Annotated in this window: 18 protein-coding genes; 7 read left to right on the plus strand and 11 right to left on the minus strand. The window is 68.8% G+C overall.

Translation table 11 applies throughout. The annotated features are described in order from the left end of the window. Nucleotides 1-26: 26 nt before the first annotated feature. A complete protein-coding gene (locus tag R3E10_18635; protein ID MEZ4417780.1) occupies nt 27-2,369 on the plus strand; it encodes a DUF11 domain-containing protein in 2,343 nt (780 codons plus the stop codon). A gap of 90 nt (nt 2,370-2,459) precedes the next feature. On the opposite strand, the gene R3E10_18640 is transcribed toward R3E10_18635, so the two are convergent. Both R3E10_18640 and R3E10_18645 read right to left on the minus strand, forming a co-directional pair. Further along, nucleotides 2,460-4,313, minus strand: coding sequence for a hypothetical protein (locus R3E10_18640; GenBank protein ID MEZ4417781.1), 1,854 nt, complete (start codon nt 4,311-4,313; stop codon nt 2,460-2,462). Between the two features lie 56 nt (nt 4,314-4,369). Beyond that, nucleotides 4,370-4,996, minus strand: a complete 627-nt coding sequence (locus tag R3E10_18645) for a DUF305 domain-containing protein (GenBank protein MEZ4417782.1) — start codon at nt 4,994-4,996, stop codon at nt 4,370-4,372. A 194-nt stretch (nt 4,997-5,190) separates the two neighbouring features. Between R3E10_18645 and R3E10_18650 the strand changes: the two genes are divergently transcribed. Both R3E10_18650 and R3E10_18655 read left to right on the plus strand, forming a co-directional pair. After that, a complete protein-coding gene (locus R3E10_18650; GenBank protein ID MEZ4417783.1) occupies nt 5,191-6,168 on the plus strand; it encodes an aldolase/citrate lyase family protein in 978 nt (325 codons plus the stop codon). A 16-nt stretch (nt 6,169-6,184) separates the two neighbouring features. Next, on the plus strand, nt 6,185-6,868 hold the full coding sequence (locus R3E10_18655; GenBank protein ID MEZ4417784.1) for a VTT domain-containing protein: 684 nt from the start codon (nt 6,185-6,187) through the stop codon (nt 6,866-6,868). Nucleotides 6,869-6,928: 60 nt separating this feature from the next. Here the strand turns inward: R3E10_18655 and R3E10_18660 are convergent, their stop codons facing one another. The 7 genes from R3E10_18660 to R3E10_18690 all read right to left on the minus strand — a co-directional run bounded on the left by R3E10_18660 (nt 6,929) and on the right by R3E10_18690 (nt 15,671). Beyond that, entirely contained in the window at nt 6,929-8,425 is a 1,497-nt protein-coding gene (locus R3E10_18660) for a caspase family protein (GenBank protein MEZ4417785.1), read from the minus strand. Between the two features lie 10 nt (nt 8,426-8,435). Beyond that, the gene (locus R3E10_18665; GenBank protein ID MEZ4417786.1) at nt 8,436-8,798 is read right to left on the minus strand and encodes a hypothetical protein; all 363 of its coding nucleotides are present in this window, start codon (nt 8,796-8,798) and stop codon (nt 8,436-8,438) included. 89 nt (nt 8,799-8,887) lie between these two features. Beyond that, nucleotides 8,888-11,551: an ADOP family duplicated permease gene (locus tag R3E10_18670; protein MEZ4417787.1), complete on the minus strand. Its 2,664-nt coding sequence runs from the start codon at nt 11,549-11,551 to the stop codon at nt 8,888-8,890. Further along, the gene (locus tag R3E10_18675) at nt 11,551-11,889 is read right to left on the minus strand and encodes a helix-turn-helix transcriptional regulator (protein MEZ4417788.1); all 339 of its coding nucleotides are present in this window, start codon (nt 11,887-11,889) and stop codon (nt 11,551-11,553) included. The genes R3E10_18670 and R3E10_18675 overlap by 1 nt, the downstream gene beginning before the upstream one ends. A gap of 114 nt (nt 11,890-12,003) precedes the next feature. Then, on the minus strand, nt 12,004-13,008 hold the full coding sequence (locus R3E10_18680) for a hypothetical protein (protein ID MEZ4417789.1): 1,005 nt from the start codon (nt 13,006-13,008) through the stop codon (nt 12,004-12,006). A 160-nt stretch (nt 13,009-13,168) separates the two neighbouring features. Then, nucleotides 13,169-15,304 (minus strand): cation-translocating P-type ATPase, encoded by a 2,136-nt coding sequence (locus tag R3E10_18685; GenBank protein ID MEZ4417790.1) that lies wholly within the window; start codon nt 15,302-15,304, stop codon nt 13,169-13,171. After that, nucleotides 15,291-15,671 (minus strand): metalloregulator ArsR/SmtB family transcription factor, encoded by a 381-nt coding sequence (locus tag R3E10_18690; GenBank protein MEZ4417791.1) that lies wholly within the window; start codon nt 15,669-15,671, stop codon nt 15,291-15,293. Before R3E10_18690 ends, R3E10_18685 begins: the two co-directional genes overlap by 14 nt. A 219-nt stretch (nt 15,672-15,890) precedes the next feature. Here R3E10_18690 and R3E10_18695 point away from each other — a divergent pair, with 219 nt between their 5' ends. From R3E10_18695 to R3E10_18710, 4 genes are read left to right on the plus strand one after another with little or no spacing between them, the layout of a single operon-like run. Beyond that, nucleotides 15,891-16,532, plus strand: coding sequence for a hypothetical protein (locus R3E10_18695; protein MEZ4417792.1), 642 nt, complete (start codon nt 15,891-15,893; stop codon nt 16,530-16,532). Nucleotides 16,533-16,568: 36 nt separating this feature from the next. After that, nucleotides 16,569-17,126: a sigma-70 family RNA polymerase sigma factor gene (locus R3E10_18700; protein MEZ4417793.1), complete on the plus strand. Its 558-nt coding sequence runs from the start codon at nt 16,569-16,571 to the stop codon at nt 17,124-17,126. Then, nucleotides 17,123-17,566 carry a hypothetical protein gene (locus R3E10_18705; protein ID MEZ4417794.1) on the plus strand — a complete coding sequence of 148 codons (444 nt, stop codon included), beginning with the start codon at nt 17,123-17,125 and terminating at the stop codon, nt 17,564-17,566. Before R3E10_18700 ends, R3E10_18705 begins: the two co-directional genes overlap by 4 nt. Next, on the plus strand, nt 17,563-18,039 hold the full coding sequence (locus R3E10_18710) for a hypothetical protein (GenBank protein MEZ4417795.1): 477 nt from the start codon (nt 17,563-17,565) through the stop codon (nt 18,037-18,039). The genes R3E10_18705 and R3E10_18710 overlap by 4 nt, the downstream gene beginning before the upstream one ends. A gap of 40 nt (nt 18,040-18,079) precedes the next feature. On the opposite strand, the gene R3E10_18715 is transcribed toward R3E10_18710, so the two are convergent. Both R3E10_18715 and R3E10_18720 read right to left on the minus strand, forming a co-directional pair. Then, nucleotides 18,080-18,286 (minus strand): hypothetical protein, encoded by a 207-nt coding sequence (locus R3E10_18715; protein MEZ4417796.1) that lies wholly within the window; start codon nt 18,284-18,286, stop codon nt 18,080-18,082. Nucleotides 18,287-18,426: 140 nt separating this feature from the next. Further along, on the minus strand, nt 18,427-19,101 hold the full coding sequence (locus R3E10_18720; GenBank protein ID MEZ4417797.1) for a hypothetical protein: 675 nt from the start codon (nt 19,099-19,101) through the stop codon (nt 18,427-18,429). Nucleotides 19,102-19,103: the final 2 nt, after the last annotated feature.

Consider the following 19,103-nt stretch of genomic DNA (forward strand, 5'->3'; position numbering starts at 1 on the left):
GCAGGCGGCGATGAAAGGGGGACCCGATGGGCGCGGTGCGCATTCTGTGGGTGGCCATCACCGGAGTGGCCCTGGCTTCCTGCGCGGACCTGGTCACCGACGTACGGGAGGCCGAGCCCGCCCTGATCGCGGCTGCGGCCCCCTATCCCCCGGGGTGCACGCATCGCTGGGCCAACGGTGTGGACGGCGACTTCCACGATGCCTCGAAGTGGTCGCCCAAGAACGTCCCCAACGACACGACCGAGCACGCCTGCATCACCGCACCCGGAACCTACACGGTCACGGACACGGGGTATGTCTATCTGCGCGGGCTCACCGTAGGGGGAACCGGCGCCCATGCCACGCTGGACGTGGTGGAGCAGACGCTGCGCACCAACCACGAGTACCTGGTGGCGGCGGAAGGGCGGATCGTGACGAGGATGCTCGCCAACAATCGCCGGGTCTACCTGATCGCGCGCGACACGATCCGAAACTACGGAACCATCGAGATCGTGAACGACGGCGGCACCAGCGTATACGCGGCGGAGGTGATCGGCCGCATCGCCAACCACGGCACCCTCCTCGTCCCCGGGGGAGCCTACTTCGCCTTGGGAGTCGTCAATCGCGGGTCTTTCGTTGAGGACAGTCCATACGGAAGCCTCGTGCACCACGGATTCCGACAGGAAAGCGGATCGGTCTCTGGAACCAGCAAGGTGCAGGTGGATGATACGATCCGCTGGGAGGGGGGCACCCTGGAGGCGAACCCCGGCGGAGATCCGGTGCTCCGCACCCATGCCTGGTCGAGGCCTTGGCCACCTCCCACGCTCATCCTCGCCGCCTCGGCCTTGACGGGAGAGGTCGGCGCCGGAGGAGAGGACGACACCGAGAGCATCGTCGAGGGTGACATCGGCCCCGACGTCGCGCTCCATCTCCTCGGCTCCGAGCGGCAAACCTTCGTGTTCGACACGACCGCCGGGACGCCGGTGCGGAACCAGGGCCGGCTGCGGATGCATATGCCCGGACCCACGCAGCCGCCCGACGCACCTCGGGTGATCTTCCCGGTGCTGCACAACGAGGCCACCTTCGAGTTGACGGGCGCGGGAGCGTTCAGGCTGCAAGCCGACAGCGTGGTCAATGCGGGGACCGTCACCATCGACGGGGCCCTGATCGTCGAGGGATACGGCGCCGCTTTCCAGAACGACGGCACCATCGCCGCCACCAGCGGCTCGGTGCTGCAAATGTCCAAGAGCACGCTGATCAGCGGTCCGGCCGGCGTGATGACGGGGCTCCTATGGCTTCAGGGAGGCCAGCTGGAAGGCGAAGGCAGCGTCGGAGACGTGTTGTCGATCAACGGCAACGTCCGGCCTGGTCACCCCATCGGAACGCTTAGGGCCGGGTCCGTTGTCATGGACACGAAGAGTGCGCTGTTCATCCAGGTGGCTGATACCGCCACCGGTGGGTACGACCGCTTGGTCACGACCGGTTCGCTGGACTATGCAGGCACGCTCAACGTGGTGACCGACCCCACCTTCACGGGGGCTCGCTGCGGCGACCTGCTCGCGTTCGTCGAGGCCGGCTCGATCACGCCCCGCAGCGCGTTCGGCAAGCTCACCGGGCTCGGGTTCCTGGGGGTCAACCGAGCCTGGCGACTGCACGAAGATCCCACCGAGCTTCTCCTGGTGGGCCACGCTCCCCGCACGGGCGTCGTGACCGATCCCCTCTATCCCACGGTCACGGAGGGGGGCCCGGACGCCCCCTATCACGTCTGCCTCGGAGTGACCCGCCCGACGGCGGCCGTAACCGTCACTCCGACCGTGGCCCAGGGCCAGGTGAGCGGGCCCGCACCTGTCACCTTCGATCTGTCCACCTGGGATCTGCCCCGCACAGTAGACCTTCGTGCAGTGGACGACGCACTGGTCGAAGGGGTGCACTCGGACACGATCACACACGCGGTGAGCAGCGCCGATCCGGGCTACGGAGGTACGTTCGTCCCGCCCATGCGCGTGACCGTCATCGACAACGACGACGCCACGGACCTCGCCCTCACCTGGGTCAGCCAGGAGGACAATCAGTTCGTGGGCGACACCATGAACACGGTCGTGCGCGTCACGAACCTGGGGCCGGCCCGCTCGAGCGGATCCACCGTGAGCGCAGCGCCGCTCGTCGGGCTCGAGCTGGTGGCCGCGTCCGGCGCGACCTGCACGGTCGATGGCGCCGGCGCCCTGACCTGCCGTCTGGCGGCCATCGACGTCGGCGCGGCGATCGATCTGACGCTGACCCTGCGGGGCGCAACCGCGGGACTGCACAGCAATGTGCTGACTGTGACGGGCGACGCACCGGACCCCAATGCCGCCAACGACACACTGGTCTATACGCAACGTGTGAATTGAGCCGTCGGTCGAGACGGCACCGGGCCCCGACGCTGCCGAGGAACGTCGGGGCCCTGGAACCCATCCCGAACGCGGGATGGAGCGACTGCCTCAGGCGCCGGCCAGGTCCCTCACGGCAGAGGCCAGCATCCGCACCTTGCCCGCGTCGGACGAGCCACGCGCATCGCCATCCAGCTCGGCCGCCAACGCATTCAGGGTGCTGGCCCGACCCGTGCCCGACATGCGCTCGGCACCACTGAGCGCCTCGCGCACGGCCGCGACCCGGCTGGAGGACAGCCCCCCCGAGCGCACGAGTTGATCGACGTAGGCCCGGGCCAGCGGGAAGCTGGCCGGCCACTCCAGGTGCGGCTGCTCCTGAGCGTTCAGTTCGCGGAACACCACCGTCTTGGCTGCGTCGATCTCATTCTGCGTGATCCAGGGGCTCGCGGTGAGCTCGAAGATGTCCAGCCCGCGCGCGATCTCGGAACTCACGATCAGTCCGTTGTACCAGTACACGGACCACGATCCACCCATGGTCATGCGCTCGGCGTTGACGGGACCACGGTCATGGAACGCGATCTCCACCGGATGGCTCGGATCCGTCCAATCGAACACCGAGATGCCACCCTGATACCAGCCCTGCACCATCACTTCACGGCCGGGGATGGGGATGAGCGACCCGTTGTGCGCCACGCAGTTCTCCAGCGGCGTCTGCGGGGCAGGCATCTTGTAGTAGCTCTTGAACTGCATCTTGTTGTTCTCGAGCGTGAAGATCGCGTTCGCGCCCCACTCGTACTTGTCGGTCGGGCGGCAACGCGGCTGGCTCCCGCCTCCCCACTCGTCCGTGAAGAGGATCTTGGAGCCGTCGTTCGAAAACGTGGCCGAGTGCCAGAACGAGAAGTTCGAGTCGGCCACCGCGTCGATCCTGCGCGGGTTGGCCACATCCGTGATGTCGAGGAGGAGACCGTAGCCGCCGCAGGCCCCACCGGCACGCCCGATGGCCGGATAGACGGTGATGTCATGGCATTGTGTGGGCCCGGTGCGCGGACGCGCCGGCCCCGGCCGCTGCGGGCGCTGCGCCCGCCGTGCCTCGGCCTCCGGATCCGGCGGCTCCGCGTGCCGCGGGGGCGCGTCCAGGTCGTTGAAGATGCGGGGCGAGCTGACGATGGCCGCCGCGGCCGGATTGGCCAGGGGCACGCGGATCACCTCGATGCGGAACAGTGCCGAGTTGGGGTCCTCGTCCGGAGTCAGAGCGGAGCAGCCCGGCAACTCACTGGGTGAGCGCACACCGGCCGACCCGGAGATGTAGATGTAGACATTGTTGCGGTCTTTGGGGTCCGACACCACGGTGTGCGTGTGTGAGCCGCGGCAGGTCTGCACGTTGGTCAGGTACCTGGGACTCCGGATGTCGCTGATGTCGAAGATGCGGATCCCGCGCACGCGATCGTGGCTGACCGTGTCCGGCACGCCGCCGGTGCCGCAGTCCAGGCGACCCGTCAGACCCTCCGCAGACACGAACAGAAGGTTGCCGTACACGGAGACGTCACTCTGGGACGCCGGACAAAGGTAGTCCTTCACGAGGGTGGGACGCTGCGGGTTGGAGATGTCCCACACCATGACGCCGTTGTAGTTGCCCTGGATGGCGTAGTTGCCTTTGAAGGCCAGGTCGGAGTTGGTGACCCCGAAGAAGCCTTCGGGGGAGGGCGTGGTGGAGATCAACTCCAGGTTCCACGCCGCCTGGGCTGCATCCAGCAGACCGGCCTCCAACCCGACGCGCGGATCGGGGCTGGGTGGACGGACCGACGTCATGGCCATGGGCGCGGGACCCGAGCCTGCCATCGACGACATCGAGGGCGACGTGGCGCAGGCAGCCACATACAGCAGCCCGGCCGCCAGCGTAGCGGCCAGGAGTGGGAGGCGCGCAGACGATGCCCCCCTGGAGTCGAGCGTTGGGTCAGGATTCACGAGTGTGGTCCGGTGAAGGTGTGTACTGTCCAGCGTCAGGACGGGGGTCTGCGGGATCAGGGCATCGCGTCCAGCATGGTGTGCATGCGTTCGATCTCGGTGGTCTGGTCCGCGTAGATGTCGGAAGCCAATCGAAACACGGTCTCGTCCTGTCCGCCCCCGTAGGAGGCGAAGAGGTCGTCCACCATCACGATCGCGCCTTCGTGGTGTTGGATCATGTAGGTGAGGAACAACCGGTCGAACTCCCCACCGCGCGCGGCGTCCAGCTTCTGCAGTTGCGCCTCATCCAGCATGCCGGGCATCTGCATGGATGGATCCATCGCATGCATCATGTGCTCGGGTGAGACGTCGGGCACGGGCTGACCACGGTCTGCCAGCCAGTTCGACATCACGCGGATTTCGTCCTGCTGTCCCACCACGATACGTTCGCAGAAGCGTTGCAGCGCGTCGGAGGCCTGATGCGAAGGTGCCCAACCGGCGATCAGCACCGCTTGCGCGTGATGGTGGATCATGCCGGACATGAAGCGCACGTCCGCATCGTTGACGGGTGGCCTGGGAGCGCGGGCCATTCGTGCTTCGGCCTCCGCAGCAGACATCGGCGGCCGCACCCCACCACCACCGGCGCAGGCGGTAGCCAGCAGCCCCATGGCCACCCCCGTCCACGCCAACCATGGACTTCGCATGACGTCCCCCCTGCGTGCAAGCTCGATCGCCGGAGAGAGTAGTCACCTCCGCGCGCCCCGGCCACGATCTTACGGGCCCCTGGCCGGCCTTGGAAAGCGACCCCCGCAAGGCCCTGCGCGAAAACGCTCCGCCGGCGCTACCTTGGTGAGCCCGCGCCGAGGGCGTCGATGCGAACCCACTCACAGGATCTACGATGCGGCATCCCTACCTCCTGGCGGCCCTGGCCACCGTCGCGCTGCTGCCCGCGGGAGCGTCCGCCCAGCACATGGACCACGCCGCCCACGCCCAGACCATGGGGCGGCTGAATCCGATGATCACCCTGATGGAGCAGGGCAAGCCCGTGTTCGGTCTGTACGCGCCAGCCGCGCGGCCCCGCGGCGCCTCCCCGGACACGCCGGGCAAGTCACCCGCCGAGCTGGCAGCCGAGACGCTGGGCTTCCCGCGCAGCGACTTCGTATTCGACGGCTCGATGGAGTACGGAGTCGAACAGGGTCTGCCCCCGTTCAAGGCGTTCGTGGCGGCTCTGCAGGCAGCCGGAGCCACGACGCGAACGAGCCCACTCGTGGTCAAGATGACCGAGATCGCGCCGGATCCTGCGGCTGCGCAGCGCTACATCGCCCAGCAGCTCAACACCGGAGTCTCGACCATCATGTTCGTGGGAGTCGAGAGCGCTGACGAAGTCCGAACCGGACTGGCGGCGATGCGCTTCCGCTCGCACGGGGGTACGCGCCCGGACGACATCGGCGCTGCACCCGCCTACTGGGGCGTCAGCGAGAGCGAGTATCGGGCAAAGGCGGACCTGTGGCCGCTGAACCCCGAGGGCGAGCTGGTCAACTGGACGATCGTGGAGAGCAAGGAAGGGCTCGCGCACGTGCGGGAGATCGCAGCCGTGGAAGGCATCGGCGTGTTGTGGCCGGGTGCGGGCACACTCCGGCAGGTGTTCTCCTCGACCGATGCCAACGGACAACGCGTGCTCGACGCCGAAGCCTGGGAGAACGCGATCCAGACGGTGCTGGCCGCCTGCAAGGAGTTCGAGGTCCCCTGCGGGTACCCGGCCAATGCTGATGACATCGAGATGCGCATGGCTCAAGGCTTCAGCGTGTTCGTGATGGGGTGGGGCGAGCGCGGCTTCGAGACCATCGACATCGGCCGGCGCGCCTCCGGTCGGTAGCGGTCGGGGACGGCCGATGCCTCCCCGCCCTCACGAGGGCGCGCCGAGCCACCGGCGCGTCCTCGTTCTCGTTCTGGCGCTCGTGGCCCTCACCGCACTGGCGGCCTCCGACCGCGCTCACACCTTGGCCCTGGACGCCGTCCGCATCGGCGAAGGGCTGATCGGGCGCCATCCCTCGGCGGGCATCGTCGCTTTCGTGGTGCTTTCAGCGGCGTCGGCCATGCTGGCCTTCTTCTCCACCGTACCACTGGTACCGGTCGCGGTCGCGGCCTGGGGAGAATGGCCCACCGCGGTGCTGCTGTGGGGCGCGTGGTGGCTGGGCGGTCTGGCAACCTACGGATTGGGCCGGATCCTGGGTGAACGCGTGGCCCGCCTCGCGGTGCCGAGCGAAACCCTGGAGCGCTACACGCGCGTCCTGCGCGATCGAGCCGGCTTCGGCACGATCCTCGTCTTCCAGCTGGCCCTTCCGTCCGAGGTGCCGGGCTATGTGCTGGGGACGCTGCGCTACCGGATGGGCGTCTACCTCGTGGCCCTCGCATTGGCCGAGCTTCCCTACGCGCTGGCCGGCGTGTTCCTGAGCGAAGGGTTCCTGCAGCGTCGCTTCTGGTTGTTGCTACTGGTCGGCGTGGCGCTGGTGACGCTCAGTGCGTTGTCCCTGTCGCGCCTGCGGCGCACGTTGCGCCGTGCGGCAGGGGAATGATCGCACCGCGCACCGCCAGTGCCCCGGGGTGCGCGATCCCAGGAGGCGTCGCTCGCTTCCCTAGGCGTCGCTCCCTTCCGTAGCTCGGGATCCGGGCGACCGCGGGCGGTCGAAGACGTCGAGAACGGGAGCCGTGGCGAGCCCGACACAGGCACCGGTGATGGCGCCCACGATGATGGACGAGAGCGCCGGCGCCGTTCCCATGGAGGGCATCAGCGCTCGGAACACCGGTTGGAAGAACCAATACGAGACCGTCCATCCCGCCAGGCTGGCGCCCGTCCAAAGGATGCGTCCCGACCCGGTGGCCCTGCCGCCGATCGACTGAGCCTGCCCTACGAGCAACCCGTCCATCAGGCCACGCAGCGTGGTGGCGATGAACCCCGCGTTCGGAAAACCGACCAGGGGGATCTGCCAGCGGATCACCACGGCGCCCAACGTCCACCTGAACCAACGGCCCGGCTCCACCGCCAAGCCCAGGCGCTTGAGTCCGTAGGCCTGGGCGCCTCCGAGCAGCACACCCTCGATGACACCCGCGATCAACCGCGACGTGAAGCTGTTCACGAAGAGCCGCAGAATGCCGCCGATCACGATGCCCGCCCCCACGAACCCGAGGCCCGTCGCCAGGGACCACTGCACCGTCCGTGATTGACGGCCGGCCCAGGCGTCGGCGTCCTTCAGCGCCGAGCCCACCGCTTCCCGAACCTGCGGGAGGACGTCCGGCGCGGCTGGCACCGCATCGGACGTGGCGGTCGCACGAATGCGCGGAGCGTCGAGCGGCAACGTGGGCTCCGGAAACGGCTGGGCGGGATCGCCGTGGGTGGGATTGCGCGCCAGAACCAGGCTGCCTTCCTGGCTGAACACCCACTTTCGTGGCGTCTGCCCCCGCCCATGGGAGACCACCTGCGCGTAGGCATAGTCGTAGAGCGCGTCCAGGGTGACGAAGGGCTGACCCGCGGCCGCACGACCGCTCCGCAGGCCCTCGAGCAGGTAGTGGGTAAACAGCGAAAGCTCCGCGCGCTCCACCACTTGATCCCCTTCCAGGGCGTACTGCGTGGCGTCCGACGCAGTGAGCACCACGCGCCCGAACCCGTTCCCGGCGAAGGTGTCGGCGGTCATGGCCGTCGGATCGCCCTTGGAGCCGCGGACGAACGCTCCGCTGTTGCAGCAGTCGAGGATCAAGATCTGCCGCTTGGAACGACAGTCGTCCATCTGTTCGACGACGTAGCTGGACGGAATCGCCGTCGCTCTCAGGCGCGCATAGTGCGTATCGGACAGCGCCAGGTGGAGACGTCCCCGATCGTCCTTCACCCCGTGTCCGGAGAAGTACAGCAGCAGAAGATCCTGCGGGTGGCGGCGGGCGAAGAAATCGTGGATGGCTCGCCGCGCCTCCACCTCCGTGGCGTCGAGCAGCGTCTGCACCTCGTCGAAGCCACCGATGGCGGGATCACGCAGGGTATCCGCCAGCGCCCGAGCGTCCGCGGAGGGAGCCTTCAGCCGCGTCAAGGTGGTGTCTTCGTACGTGCTGGTCCCGATGATCAGCGCCAAGCGGCGAGGCATGGGTGGTGCCTCAGCCGTCGGTGGCAGCGCCACCCAACGTCGTCAACAACGTGGCGAACGCGTCCGGCGCGCCCTCGAACTTCACGCGCTGCCCGCCCACCCGTCCTTCGAACTTCACCGTGGCCGGCGTGTGCTTCAGCTTCTTGTGGATGAGGGCAGCCACGATCGACAGGAGCGCCGGGGCCGTCTCCACGATGAGCGCCGCCAGATCCGCGCCCTTGGTCCCCGGAGGGCCGGCCGCCTGCTCCAGTTCGGCCGATTCCACATCCTGGGCCCGAAGCTCGAACAGCAGGTCGCGCAGGTTCGATTCTGCGACCTCGGCGTCCTCCTGGTCGGATTCCAGGCGGACGGACACGCGAAGGGACTCGTCCATGGCTCGGGGGTGAAGAAGGGTCGAGAACCCACTGGACCGCGCATTGTGGGGCGGCGGCCCGCCCTCCGTCCAGCCCGGGCCCGCCGCCGTCAGTCGCAGCCCAGCACCTGGAGGGGGTCCACGCGCGCGGCGGCACGGGCCGGGAGCCAAGCCGCCGCCAGTGCCACCACCACCAGGACCGGACCGGCCCCCAGCAACGTGACGGGGTCATCGGCGCGGATCTGGAAGAGGAGGCTCTCCATCACGCGGGAGAGCGCCCAGGCAACCGTGATCCCCAGCAGCGCTCCCGCGCCGGCCAGGCCGGCCGTCTGGAGAAGCACCGCTCGTTGTACCGAGCCTGCGGTGGCCCCCAGCGCTACGCGAATGCCGATCTCCCGCTTCCGAAGACCGATCTGGTAGGATACGACGCCGAAGACGCCCAGGGACGCGAGGAGCAGGCCGAACAGTGCGAATGCGCTCACCAAGGTCATCAGGAACCGGCGGGAGGCCGTGGAGTCATCGACGATCTGGCGCACCGGCCGGAGGTCGGTGAGCGGCAGCGACCGATCGTAGTCCTGCAGCGCCGCTCGCAGGAGCGCCGGCATGTCTCCAGCCCCCCGGGCCACCAGGTGCATGGCGTTGAAATCGGCGTTCTGCCGGATCGGCAGAAAGATCTCCGGCCCAGGCTCCTGGTCCGCGGACAGGTGCCTGGTGCCCTGCACCATGCCGATCACCTCCCAGCTCGGACCCCATCCCGTCTCCACGTACGCGCCGAGCGTCGAGCCGCTGGGCCGGAGGATGCCGGCCAGGACGTCATTGATCACAGCCACCGGTGGAGCCGTCGTATCGTCCCGGGCCGCCAGGTCCCGACCCTCGAGCAGAGAGAGGCCCATGGCCTCCAGATATCCCTCGCTCACCACGCGAATGAAGACATCGAGGGTAGCCCTGCCCCCATCGGTTGCCGGTCCGGCCACCTCGGCCGGCAGTCGGATCGACCATCGTCGGTTGAACGCCATGGGCAGCACATCCGTCAGACCCGCGGCCGCGACCCCCGCGGACGCACGGACGTGCTCGACGGCGCCGGTCAGATACGCAACCTCCTCCGCGCGACCGGCGAAGCTGCGAGCCGGGTCGATGCGCACCACCGCTGCACGCTCCGGTTGGTAGCCCAGGTCCACGCTGAGGAGCCGGACGACGCTCTGGGCCAGCAACGTGCTCCCCACCAGCAACACGCTCGCGAGCGCGATCTCGGAGAGAACGAGGGCGCTGCGCAGGCTCCCCACCCGACCGCTGGCGGAAGCGGAGCGGCCACTCTCGCGCAGTGCCAGCTCCAGCGAAGGGGCTCCGAACCGAAGCGCGGGCAGGAGTCCGACGAGTGCGCCCGTCAGGGCCGCCACCGCGACGGCGCCTGCCACCACGCTCCAGTCCGGCCGCAGCATCGCCAGGAGCGGCACTTCCAGGTCGAGGTTCGCCAACATCCGGGTTCCCAGCAGGGCCAGCACCGCTCCCAGCAGACCACCGATCGAGGCGAGCACGAGGCTCTCCGACAGCAGCTGGCGAGACAGACGCCCGCGCCCTGCCCCCAACGCGGCTCGCACCGCCAACTCGCGCGAGCGCTGGCTCGCTCGGGCGAGGAGCAAGTTCGACAGGTTGGCGCACACGATCAGCATCACGAGCACCACGCCACCCGTCAGCATCAGTCCCGCGGCCCGGAAGCCCCCGCTCACGCGTTCTCGCAGCGGGACCACCGAGGGAACGAACGCATTCCGGTGCTCCTCAGCGTGACGCTTGCCGATGAGCTCGATCTCCGCCTGCGCAGTGGCAAGCGTCGCCCCGGACGCCAGCCGCCCGACCAGGGCCAGCGTGTTGCCGGTCCGGTCGTTGCGCTCGCTCAGCGCCCAGGGCGCGACGTAGTCGACCGCAGAGCCGGGAGCGAACATGGCGGGGAAGTCGAACGACGCCGGCAGCACGCCCACCACCACCACCGGTTCGCCATCCAGTCCGATGGTGCTCCCGATCACGGAGGGGTCCTTCCCGAACCGCCGGACCCAGAGCGCGTGCGTGAGCAGGATGGCCGGGGGCCCACCCTCGCTGGCCTCTTCCGGGGTGAACAGCCGGCCCACGTCCGGGCGGACACCCAGCATGGCCAGAAAACCACCGGTGACACGTAGACGCGTCACGCGCTCGGGCGAATCCGTGCTCGTCAGCGTGTGGTCGCCGGGAAAGTCGAACAGGTGGTATCCCTCCACCTGCGAGAGGGTGCGACTCTCCGTCTGCAGGTCGACGAGGTGTCCCACCTGGACCGTCAACTCCGAGAGCTGTTGTCCTCGACCCCAGGGCCCGTTGGAGACGAAGACCAGGCGCGCCGGGTCGGCGAAGGGAAGCGGCTTCAGGAAGAGCGTGTTCGCCACACCGAACACCGTGGCGCTCACCCCCACGCCCAGTGCCACCGTCGCGACAACGAAGAAGGCCATCCTCGGAGCGGCGGCTACGCCGCGGAAGGCATGCCGCACATCCAAGGACAGCTCGTCCAGAAGGGAGGCCGTGGCCCGGGGAGCGCGCGTGCGCACCGAGGTTCTCCGCCCGAGACGCATCCTCAGGCCGACCGCCCCCAGGTCGAGAGCAGAGCGCGTCCAATACCAGAAGCGGCGGCGCCAACCGGGAATCTGGGCGTAGGCGGCCAGCTGGGCCTCGAGGTCGGCGCCATGTCGCTCCCGGAACTCCGCGGGTAATCCGCGCAGGAGCCAACGATGGAGTCGCGGGATGCGGTCCATCAGACCTCCCGCAACCGGCGGCGTGCCGTTCCCACCCACGCAGCCATGCGATCCACGGCGGCGGCCAGAGCGGCACGACCGGCCGCGGTCAGGCGGTAGTACTGACGGCGAGCGCTCTCACCTTCGGGAGCCTGCGAGGAGGAGAGCCGCTCGATCAGACCCTCCTCGACCAGCTCGTCGAGGGTGCGGTACAGCGTGGCGGGCCAGAGGTGGACCTGGCCCTCGGTCTGCTCCTCCACGTCCCGCGCGATACCGGATCCATGGAGATCCTCCCGCGCCAGCGCGCTGAGGATGTGGAACCAATGGGGGCGCAGCCGCCCAACCAGGTCATCGCTCATGCATGCTATCATACGATATTATATCATATGATGCAATACACGACCGGTGGGCGGGGTGGGGGCTCGGAGCCGTGGCGGTCCGAACGCGGGGGGCCCCACCTGTGCCCTGCTTTCCTAGGGGTTGACCGCCACCCGGTCCCAGTGGAATCGCGCCCCGTTTCCGATCTCGCCCAACCGCCAGGTCCAACTGGCCAGGTACACGTACACCTCGCCGTTGACGATTGCGTCGGGAAGCTGCTTTCCGGCGGGCAACCCGGCGTGCTCGGAGTAGAGCACATCGTTGACGAAGATGCGGACCGCGTCCCGCTCGAGCTCCAGGCGGAAGCGGTCGCGACAGGCAATGTCGGGATCATCGGAGCCGCACACCCGCCACGCCTGGTCCCGCTGGCCCCCGTGCGGGCCGGGTTCCCCCCCATAGACGCGCGCGGCACCTTCGTGCTGAAAGAAGCTCAACTCGAACACTCGACCCGCGGTGCCGCGGCCGGAGTCGTCGAACAGGGCGCACACCGGGGTGCGCGCGTTCTCGAGCCGGCAACCGAACGACCAGCTGCCTGGGAATTGCGCGTAGGCGTAGAGGTCGCCGTTGCTCGTGGCGGTGGGAGCGGGCGCGGTCGTCACCACGAGCTCGGGCCAGACGTGACTGGCGTATTCCTCGATCCCGGCGGCCACGGTGGCCTCCACCACCAGGCGGCCGTCCTCGAAGCGGAAGCTGCGATCCGGCCGCAGCAACACTCCGTCACACCCGTCCGTGCCGACATCCGCCATCCAATGGTCGTTGTGCCGGAAGTGGCGCACCGAACAGCTCGTCGAGAACGCGGGTGCATGTTCGAAGATCCGATAGGCCTCGTCCACAGTGGCAAAGGAAAGATGATGATCGAAGTCGTCGACCCATCGGTTGCCCGTCGAACGCGCCGTGCCGGGGCCGTCCACGAGAATGCGACACCACGCTGGGGCCACGGGATTGGGGGCGCCGAGGAGGCGTGTCTCGGCGCAGCCCTCTTGCACCCCTCCAGGAGTAGGCTCCTGGTCGGTACCCTCCGTGGCGGAAGGCGAATCGCACGACGCTGCCGTGCCGAGCACCAGGGTCACGAGAGACGCTACCACGAAAGCGGGTCGCATGCGTACGCTCCCTCACGGATCGGTGGTCGAAGACCGCGGACGAATCCCCAGGGGCGCTGCAACTCCATGGCCATGCGGCACGGTCGCCGCACCGCGGAGGACTTCAGGGAAAAGCGCCGACGTCGCGAGCGTGCCCCGGAACCGCCTGACTCGTTTCGCGTCAGCTCTCGACCCGCCCCAGGCGGAGCGCATTGAGCGTCACGGCCAGGGACACGCCCAAGTCGCCCAGCACGACCGCGGCGATCAGGGAGACCCAGCCGAGCGGTACGCCCACCACGAGAACCGCCTTGACCAGGATCGCGGTGGCTACGTTCTGACGAATCACACGCCGGGCGCGGCGCGAGAGCTGGAGCAGATAGGGGAGGCGCTCCAGATCGTCCCCCATGAGCGCGACGTCGGCGGTCTCCAGCGCAGTGTCGCTACCGGCCACGCCCATGGCGATGCCCACGGTGGCGCGGGCCAGGGCCGGCGCGTCGTTGACACCGTCGCCCACCATCGCCACCACGCCGAAGCGCTCCTCGAGCGCAGCGATGGCGTGGAGCTTGTCCTCGGGAAGAAGGCCCGCCTGTACTTCGTCCACACCCAGCTTGCGGGCCAGCTCGGTGGCCGCGCCCTGGTGGTCCCCGGTGAGCAGCGCGATGTGCTCGACCCCGGCACTGCGCAGCTCGGAGAGCGCATGCGCAGCGGCTCCCCGGGTGCGGTCGGCGACGCGGATCCAACCCAACAGTCCTTCCTCACGCATCACCGCCACGGCCGTCCCGTCGCCGTTCTCGGCAAGGTGCGCTTGCACGCGCCCGCGGCCCACGCTGTACTGCACGCCGTCCAGTCGTCCGCGGACGCCCACCCCCGGCACGGTCTCGAAGTCCGTGACGTTCCACGGACGTCCCAGGTGGCGCTCCGCAGCCGCCTCCACGATGGCGCGCGCGATGGGATGGCGGGCCCGGGCCTCCAGAGCAGCCGCCCGAGCCAGCACCTCGTCTTCGCTCACGCCGTCGGTGGCGACCACCGCGGACACGGCCGGATGCCCCAAGGTCAACGTGCCCGTCTTGTCGAAGGCAAGCGCCCTTACCGCCCCCACGGCCTCCAGATAGGCGCCCCCTTTGATCAGCACGCCATTGCGAGCCGCCGCGGTGATGCCGCTCACCACGGCCACCGGCGTGGAGATGACGAGCGCGCAGGGGCATGCGATCACCAGCAGCGTCAGACCCCGCAAGAACCACGTGCTGAAGGCACCGTCCAGCAGCAACACGGGAATAGCCACGATGAGGACGGCCGTCAGTGTCACGAAAGGCGTGTACACGCGGGCGAAACGCTCCACGAAGCGCTCGCTCCTGGCCTTCTTGCGAGACGCGCTCTCGACCAGCTCCACGATGCGGGCCAACGTGCTCTTGTCCGCAGGCCCCTCGGCCCGGATGCGCAGGAAGCCGTCCCCGTTGATGGTGCCGGCGTAGACCTCGTCTCCTCGTCCCTTGTCCACCGGTAGAGGCTCACCGGTGATCGGGCTTTGATTCACGGCGGAGGCACCGTCCAGGACCCGTCCGTCCACCGGGATGCGCTCACCGGGACCCACCAGCACGTCGTCACCGGCCAGCACGCCCTCCGCCGCGATCACGCTCTCGACGCCGTCTCGCTCCACGCGTGCCGTTTGCGGAGAGAGTTGCATGAGGGCCTCGACGGACGCGCGGGCACGGTCCAAGGAGTGGCGCTCCAGCAACTCGGCCAACGAGAACAGGAAGGCGATGGCGGCGGCCTCGCTGAACTCGCCGATCCCGACCGCGCCGAAGATGGCCACGGTCATGAGGAAGTTCATATCCAGCGAAAGCGTGCGCAGCGAGCCCAACCCCTTGCCGAAGAAGGCGGAGCCGCCCACCAGCGCCGAAGCGATCCAGATCACCTCCGCCAGACCGTCGCGCTCGCCCATCCAGGTGAAGAGCTCCGGGCCACCGCCCACGGCCTTCACGATCCATCCCAGGGCGAACAGAACCATGGCGACGTAGGCCACGCGCGCCGTCCCGCTCGTCCAGGTGGACTCGTGCGGTTGCACACCCTCGCCGACCGGCTGCGCCAGATAGCCCAGCTTGCCGATCTCGTCGGCCACGCGCTCGCGATCGGTCCGCTCGGCGTCCAGCTCGACCACCAGTGAACGCGCGACCACATCTCCCTGGACGGAGACGACTCCCTCGAGCTTGCACAGGTGCGACTCGATCTTTGCCACACAGCTCGGGCAATCCATGTCCTGGATGCGGAAGCGGACGGGCTCGGCGACGGCAGCGCCTCGGGGCTCACTCGCTGGCATGGTCCAGTCCGATGCGGAAGAGATCGCGGATATGGTCGTCGGCCAGGCGATAGAACGCCAAGCGGCCCTCCTTCCGGTAGCGCACGACGCGCAGCTGACGCATCTGGCGCAGATGGTGGCTGACGGCGGATTCGCTCACGCCGACCACGGCCGCCAGGTCGCACACGCAGAGTTCCCGCGCGGCCAAAGCCTCCACGATGCGAAGTCTTGCGGGGCTGGCCAGCATCTGGAAGATGTCGGCCAGGTCGGCCACGCTGCGCTCGGGGGCCTGGGCGTTCCGCACCGCCCGCACCGCAGGGAGGTCCACCGAGCGGACGTCACACGCGCCGGATTCCGGTGCGCCGGTGGGCGCGGGGGCAGGCTTCATGCGCTAACATATGAATATCTACTCAGACGTGCAATCATTTCGGCCCGGGCCTTGCCCCTGCCCCACGCGGGCTGGGCCGGGGCCCATGGCGAGTGGCCGGGCTGGCCGGGCGCGAACGGAACCGCCCCGCCGGTTTTAACGGTCGAGCCAGGGGCCGCATCGAAGGGAGTGACGCACCGATTCAACCCGCACGCGGCCGCCTTGCCGCAGAGGACGATCATGAGCACGAAGACCCTGACGGCAGCGGCGCTGGCCACGGCCCTGCTTTCCGCCTGCAGCGACAGCACCACCGACCCCTCGGCGACACTGGCCCTCGACGAGGCCGAGTTCCTGGCAATCGAGAGCGACGCACTGCTGGCTGGCCTGATCGGTCTGCAGTTCGCCGCGCTGGAGCAGTCGGCCCTGGCCACTGCCGCGGACCTGGTGCTCGGCACGGCCGCTGAGCCCGTCGTCACCTCATTCGACTTCACGCGAACCGCTCCCTGCCGCGCCGGCGGTCAGACGGTTGTGGTGGGAAGCGGCACCCGCACGTTCGATCGGGACACGCGGCTGATGGAGATGGATGCCAGCGGTACGCGCTCCATCGAGGATTGTGCGCGCGTCCGCGGCGACGTCACGTTCAGCACGAACGGCAGCGGCAGATGGGACGCCCACCGCCGCCGGATCAACGGCGTTCCCGATGGTCTGCAGACGCTGGACCAGAGCGGAGGGTTCACCGTCACGGCCTCGGACGGTCGGAGTGAGGAATGCGACTACGAGCTGCACCGCTCCTTCGATCCGTCGTCGGGTCAGGTCACCCTCAGCGGCACCGTGTGCGGACGTGAGATCGATCGGGTCTTCCCCCACGACGGGAACGGCTGAGCGGAACCGGCGTCCCCTCCGTTCAGCATGGACACGATGACCCTCCCGGGCGCACCGAGCGCGGTGAAGGACGAGGCGGAGCTGGTCGAGCGCGCCCGCGGAGGAGACGCCGGGGCCCTCGATCAGCTCACCAGCCGTCATGTGGGCGCGGTGTACCGGCTGACCCTGGGTATCCTCGGCGACGTCGCGGCAGCGCAGGACGCCACCCAGGAGGCGTGCCTCAAAGCAGTGCGCGCCCTGACCTCGTTTCGCGGTGACTCCAGCTTCCGCACCTGGCTGCTGCGGATCGCGGCGAACGAGGCTCGCGCCCTGCTTCGGCGACACAAGCGTCACCCCGAGCACGCGCTGGACGAAATCGGCTCCGTCCCGGCACCCGGTGTGGACGTGGCCGAGCAGGTCGTGGCCCGTGACGAGTGTGCGCGCATGCGGGCGGCGCTGGCCACCTTGCCGGAGAAGCAGCGGATGGCCGTGTCTCTACGTGTCTACGACGGTTTGAGCTTTCGTGAGATCGGGGTGCTGATCGAGTCGAGTGAGGGTGCCGCTCGGGTGAACTACCACCACGGAGTCCGACGGCTCCGGGAGATGCTGCGATGAACGAGTTCGACGACGTACGCGATCTCCTTCCGGAGTGGCTGGAAGGGTCCCTGTCCGACGCCGCGCGCCTCCGCGTCGAAGCAGCGCTGGCTGACGATCCCGACCTGCGGGCCGAGGCAGAGTTGCTCGGGAGCCTGCGGGCGGCCCGGCCCGAGCCTCCGGAGGAGCTGGTGGCCCGGGTGCGCGCTGGACTGCGTCAGCCCTCTGTGAGCCGCGCATCGCGCGGACGCTGGCCTACATGGCAATTGAGCGCCGCGGCCGGGGTCGTCGTGGCCGCCGGCACCGCCCTGCTCTGGCAGCAACGAACCGCGCCGCTCCCGGATCTGGAACCTCTCCCGAGAAGCTGGATGATGGACGACGCCGTCGTCGCTGGAGGGCTCGTGCTCGACGGGCTCAGCGAGGACGCGCTGGAGACGCTGGTCACGGAGTTGGAACGATGAGACGATTCCCCTTGCTCGTCCTGGCCCTGGGACTCGCCGCACCAGCCGGGCTGGCGGCCCAACAGGAGGCACCCCGAGCCCAACTCGAACAGCGCGTGCGCAGGGCGTTCGCCGAGCGCCTGCGGCGGGAGTTGGACCTGGACGCCGAGCAGGCCGGGCGCCTGCGCGACGTCATGCAGTGGTCCGAGGAGCAGCGCCGCGCCATCGCGCTGGAGAACCGGCAGATCCGTCTGGATACGGAGCGTTTCCAGCAGCAGCAGGAGGGCGAACGCGAAGCCTCCGCCATCCTGGAGGCACGCCTGCGTTTGCAGGAGCGTGAGGCCACGCTCTTCCGGGAGGAGCAACAGCGGCTGCTGGAGGTGATGTCCCCGGGCCAGGTGGTCCGTTTCTACGAGCTACGCGAGCAGTTCGTGCGCCGCGTTCTGCAGCTCCGGCAGAGCCGTACCGGAGCGGCGCGCCCAGGGCGGGGCTGACCCGACCGGACGTCCTGCGCGCGATGCCCGCGGAGCGCCCCTAGCGAACGGGATGGGCCTCCGCGTAGCGGTATGCGGTCCAGGCAGACGCAATGTGACACACCCAGCCCAGTAGTCCGCCGGTCCCGATCCAGAAGCCCGGCGTCACGACGAGCCAGAAGAGCGCACGCAGGATGGTGCCGTTGTAGATCTGGCCGATGCCCGGAATGAGCAGGCTGAGCACGGCGGCGATGCCTGGGTTGCGCATGATCCTCTCCTCGCCCGGTGAACAGGGTCGCCTTTCGAGGAGGCCCTACGGAGTGGATGGGGGGTGGGTTTCGAGGGTCGGCCGGCAGCGGCTACGCCGGACAATGGTCGCCACTCCGTCTCAGCAACGCCTGGGGGCCGTCACAGCGGATCCGATTGCGGCTCCCTTCCGGCCTCGGCCCGCGCGAAGAAGGCCAGGAGCACCATCCCACCCACCATCGACACGAACACCCCCAGCGAACCGTAGCCGCTCGCGCCGAACACGTCGGTGACGAACAGGATGGCGGAGACGGGCATGAGGAGGACGCCCCAGCGCATCAGCGATGTCACGAGCCCGCGGTCAGGGAGGGTGAACGCGAACGCGACGAGCGCGAACGCCGCCGCGTGAAGCTTGAGCCCCGAGATCAGCACATGGAGCGCAATGCGTTCCCCCGTGATCTGCACGCCCGCTGCAGCCATCCCCAGGGAGCCGAGCATCAACAGGTTCTCGGTGACATCGAGTCCCATCGTGACCAGGATGCCGAGTCCGCTGGCCCAGGCAGCGGGTGGGCAGCGGGCGGCCAGACCGATGGCCGCGAAGCCGACCGTGCCCGCATAGGCGATGGCGAACAGGCCGTCGAAGAAGAGCGCGAGTCGTAGCGCCGGGTCCGCGGCGAGCAGGATCGCCGTGAAGGTGGCTGGATCCGAGAACCTCTCCAGGGGATCCTGAGCGCCGGTCCCGGAGGACGCCACCATCACGACCACGCCCAGCATCATCAGCCCCAGCGCCAGGATGCTGAAGCCAGCGGCGGTGCGAAGCGATGCGGCTCGGGTCATGG

It is taken from the genome of Gemmatimonadota bacterium, assembly GCA_041390105.1.
Lineage (GTDB): Bacteria > Gemmatimonadota > Gemmatimonadetes > Longimicrobiales > Gaopeijiaceae > JAGQIF01.

Coding starts and splice junctions, on each gene's coding strand:
- R3E10_18635 (MEZ4417780.1), top strand. CDS start 27: ATGGGCGCGGTGCGCATTCTGTGGGTGGCCATCACCGGAGTGGCCCTG.
- R3E10_18645 (MEZ4417782.1), bottom strand. CDS start 4,996: ATGCGAAGTCCATGGTTGGCGTGGACGGGGGTGGCCATGGGGCTGCTG.
- R3E10_18650 (MEZ4417783.1), top strand. CDS start 5,191: ATGCGGCATCCCTACCTCCTGGCGGCCCTGGCCACCGTCGCGCTGCTG.
- R3E10_18655 (MEZ4417784.1), top strand. CDS start 6,185: ATGCCTCCCCGCCCTCACGAGGGCGCGCCGAGCCACCGGCGCGTCCTC.
- R3E10_18660 (MEZ4417785.1), bottom strand. CDS start 8,425: ATGCCTCGCCGCTTGGCGCTGATCATCGGGACCAGCACGTACGAAGAC.
- R3E10_18665 (MEZ4417786.1), bottom strand. CDS start 8,798: ATGGACGAGTCCCTTCGCGTGTCCGTCCGCCTGGAATCCGACCAGGAG.
- R3E10_18670 (MEZ4417787.1), bottom strand. CDS start 11,551: ATGGACCGCATCCCGCGACTCCATCGTTGGCTCCTGCGCGGATTACCC.
- R3E10_18675 (MEZ4417788.1), bottom strand. CDS start 11,889: ATGAGCGATGACCTGGTTGGGCGGCTGCGCCCCCATTGGTTCCACATC.
- R3E10_18680 (MEZ4417789.1), bottom strand. CDS start 13,008: ATGCGACCCGCTTTCGTGGTAGCGTCTCTCGTGACCCTGGTGCTCGGC.
- R3E10_18685 (MEZ4417790.1), bottom strand. CDS start 15,304: ATGCCAGCGAGTGAGCCCCGAGGCGCTGCCGTCGCCGAGCCCGTCCGC.
- R3E10_18690 (MEZ4417791.1), bottom strand. CDS start 15,671: ATGAAGCCTGCCCCCGCGCCCACCGGCGCACCGGAATCCGGCGCGTGT.
- R3E10_18695 (MEZ4417792.1), top strand. CDS start 15,891: ATGAGCACGAAGACCCTGACGGCAGCGGCGCTGGCCACGGCCCTGCTT.
- R3E10_18700 (MEZ4417793.1), top strand. CDS start 16,569: ATGACCCTCCCGGGCGCACCGAGCGCGGTGAAGGACGAGGCGGAGCTG.
- R3E10_18705 (MEZ4417794.1), top strand. CDS start 17,123: ATGAACGAGTTCGACGACGTACGCGATCTCCTTCCGGAGTGGCTGGAA.
- R3E10_18710 (MEZ4417795.1), top strand. CDS start 17,563: ATGAGACGATTCCCCTTGCTCGTCCTGGCCCTGGGACTCGCCGCACCA.
- R3E10_18715 (MEZ4417796.1), bottom strand. CDS start 18,286: ATGCGCAACCCAGGCATCGCCGCCGTGCTCAGCCTGCTCATTCCGGGC.
- R3E10_18720 (MEZ4417797.1), bottom strand. CDS start 19,101: ATGACCCGAGCCGCATCGCTTCGCACCGCCGCTGGCTTCAGCATCCTG.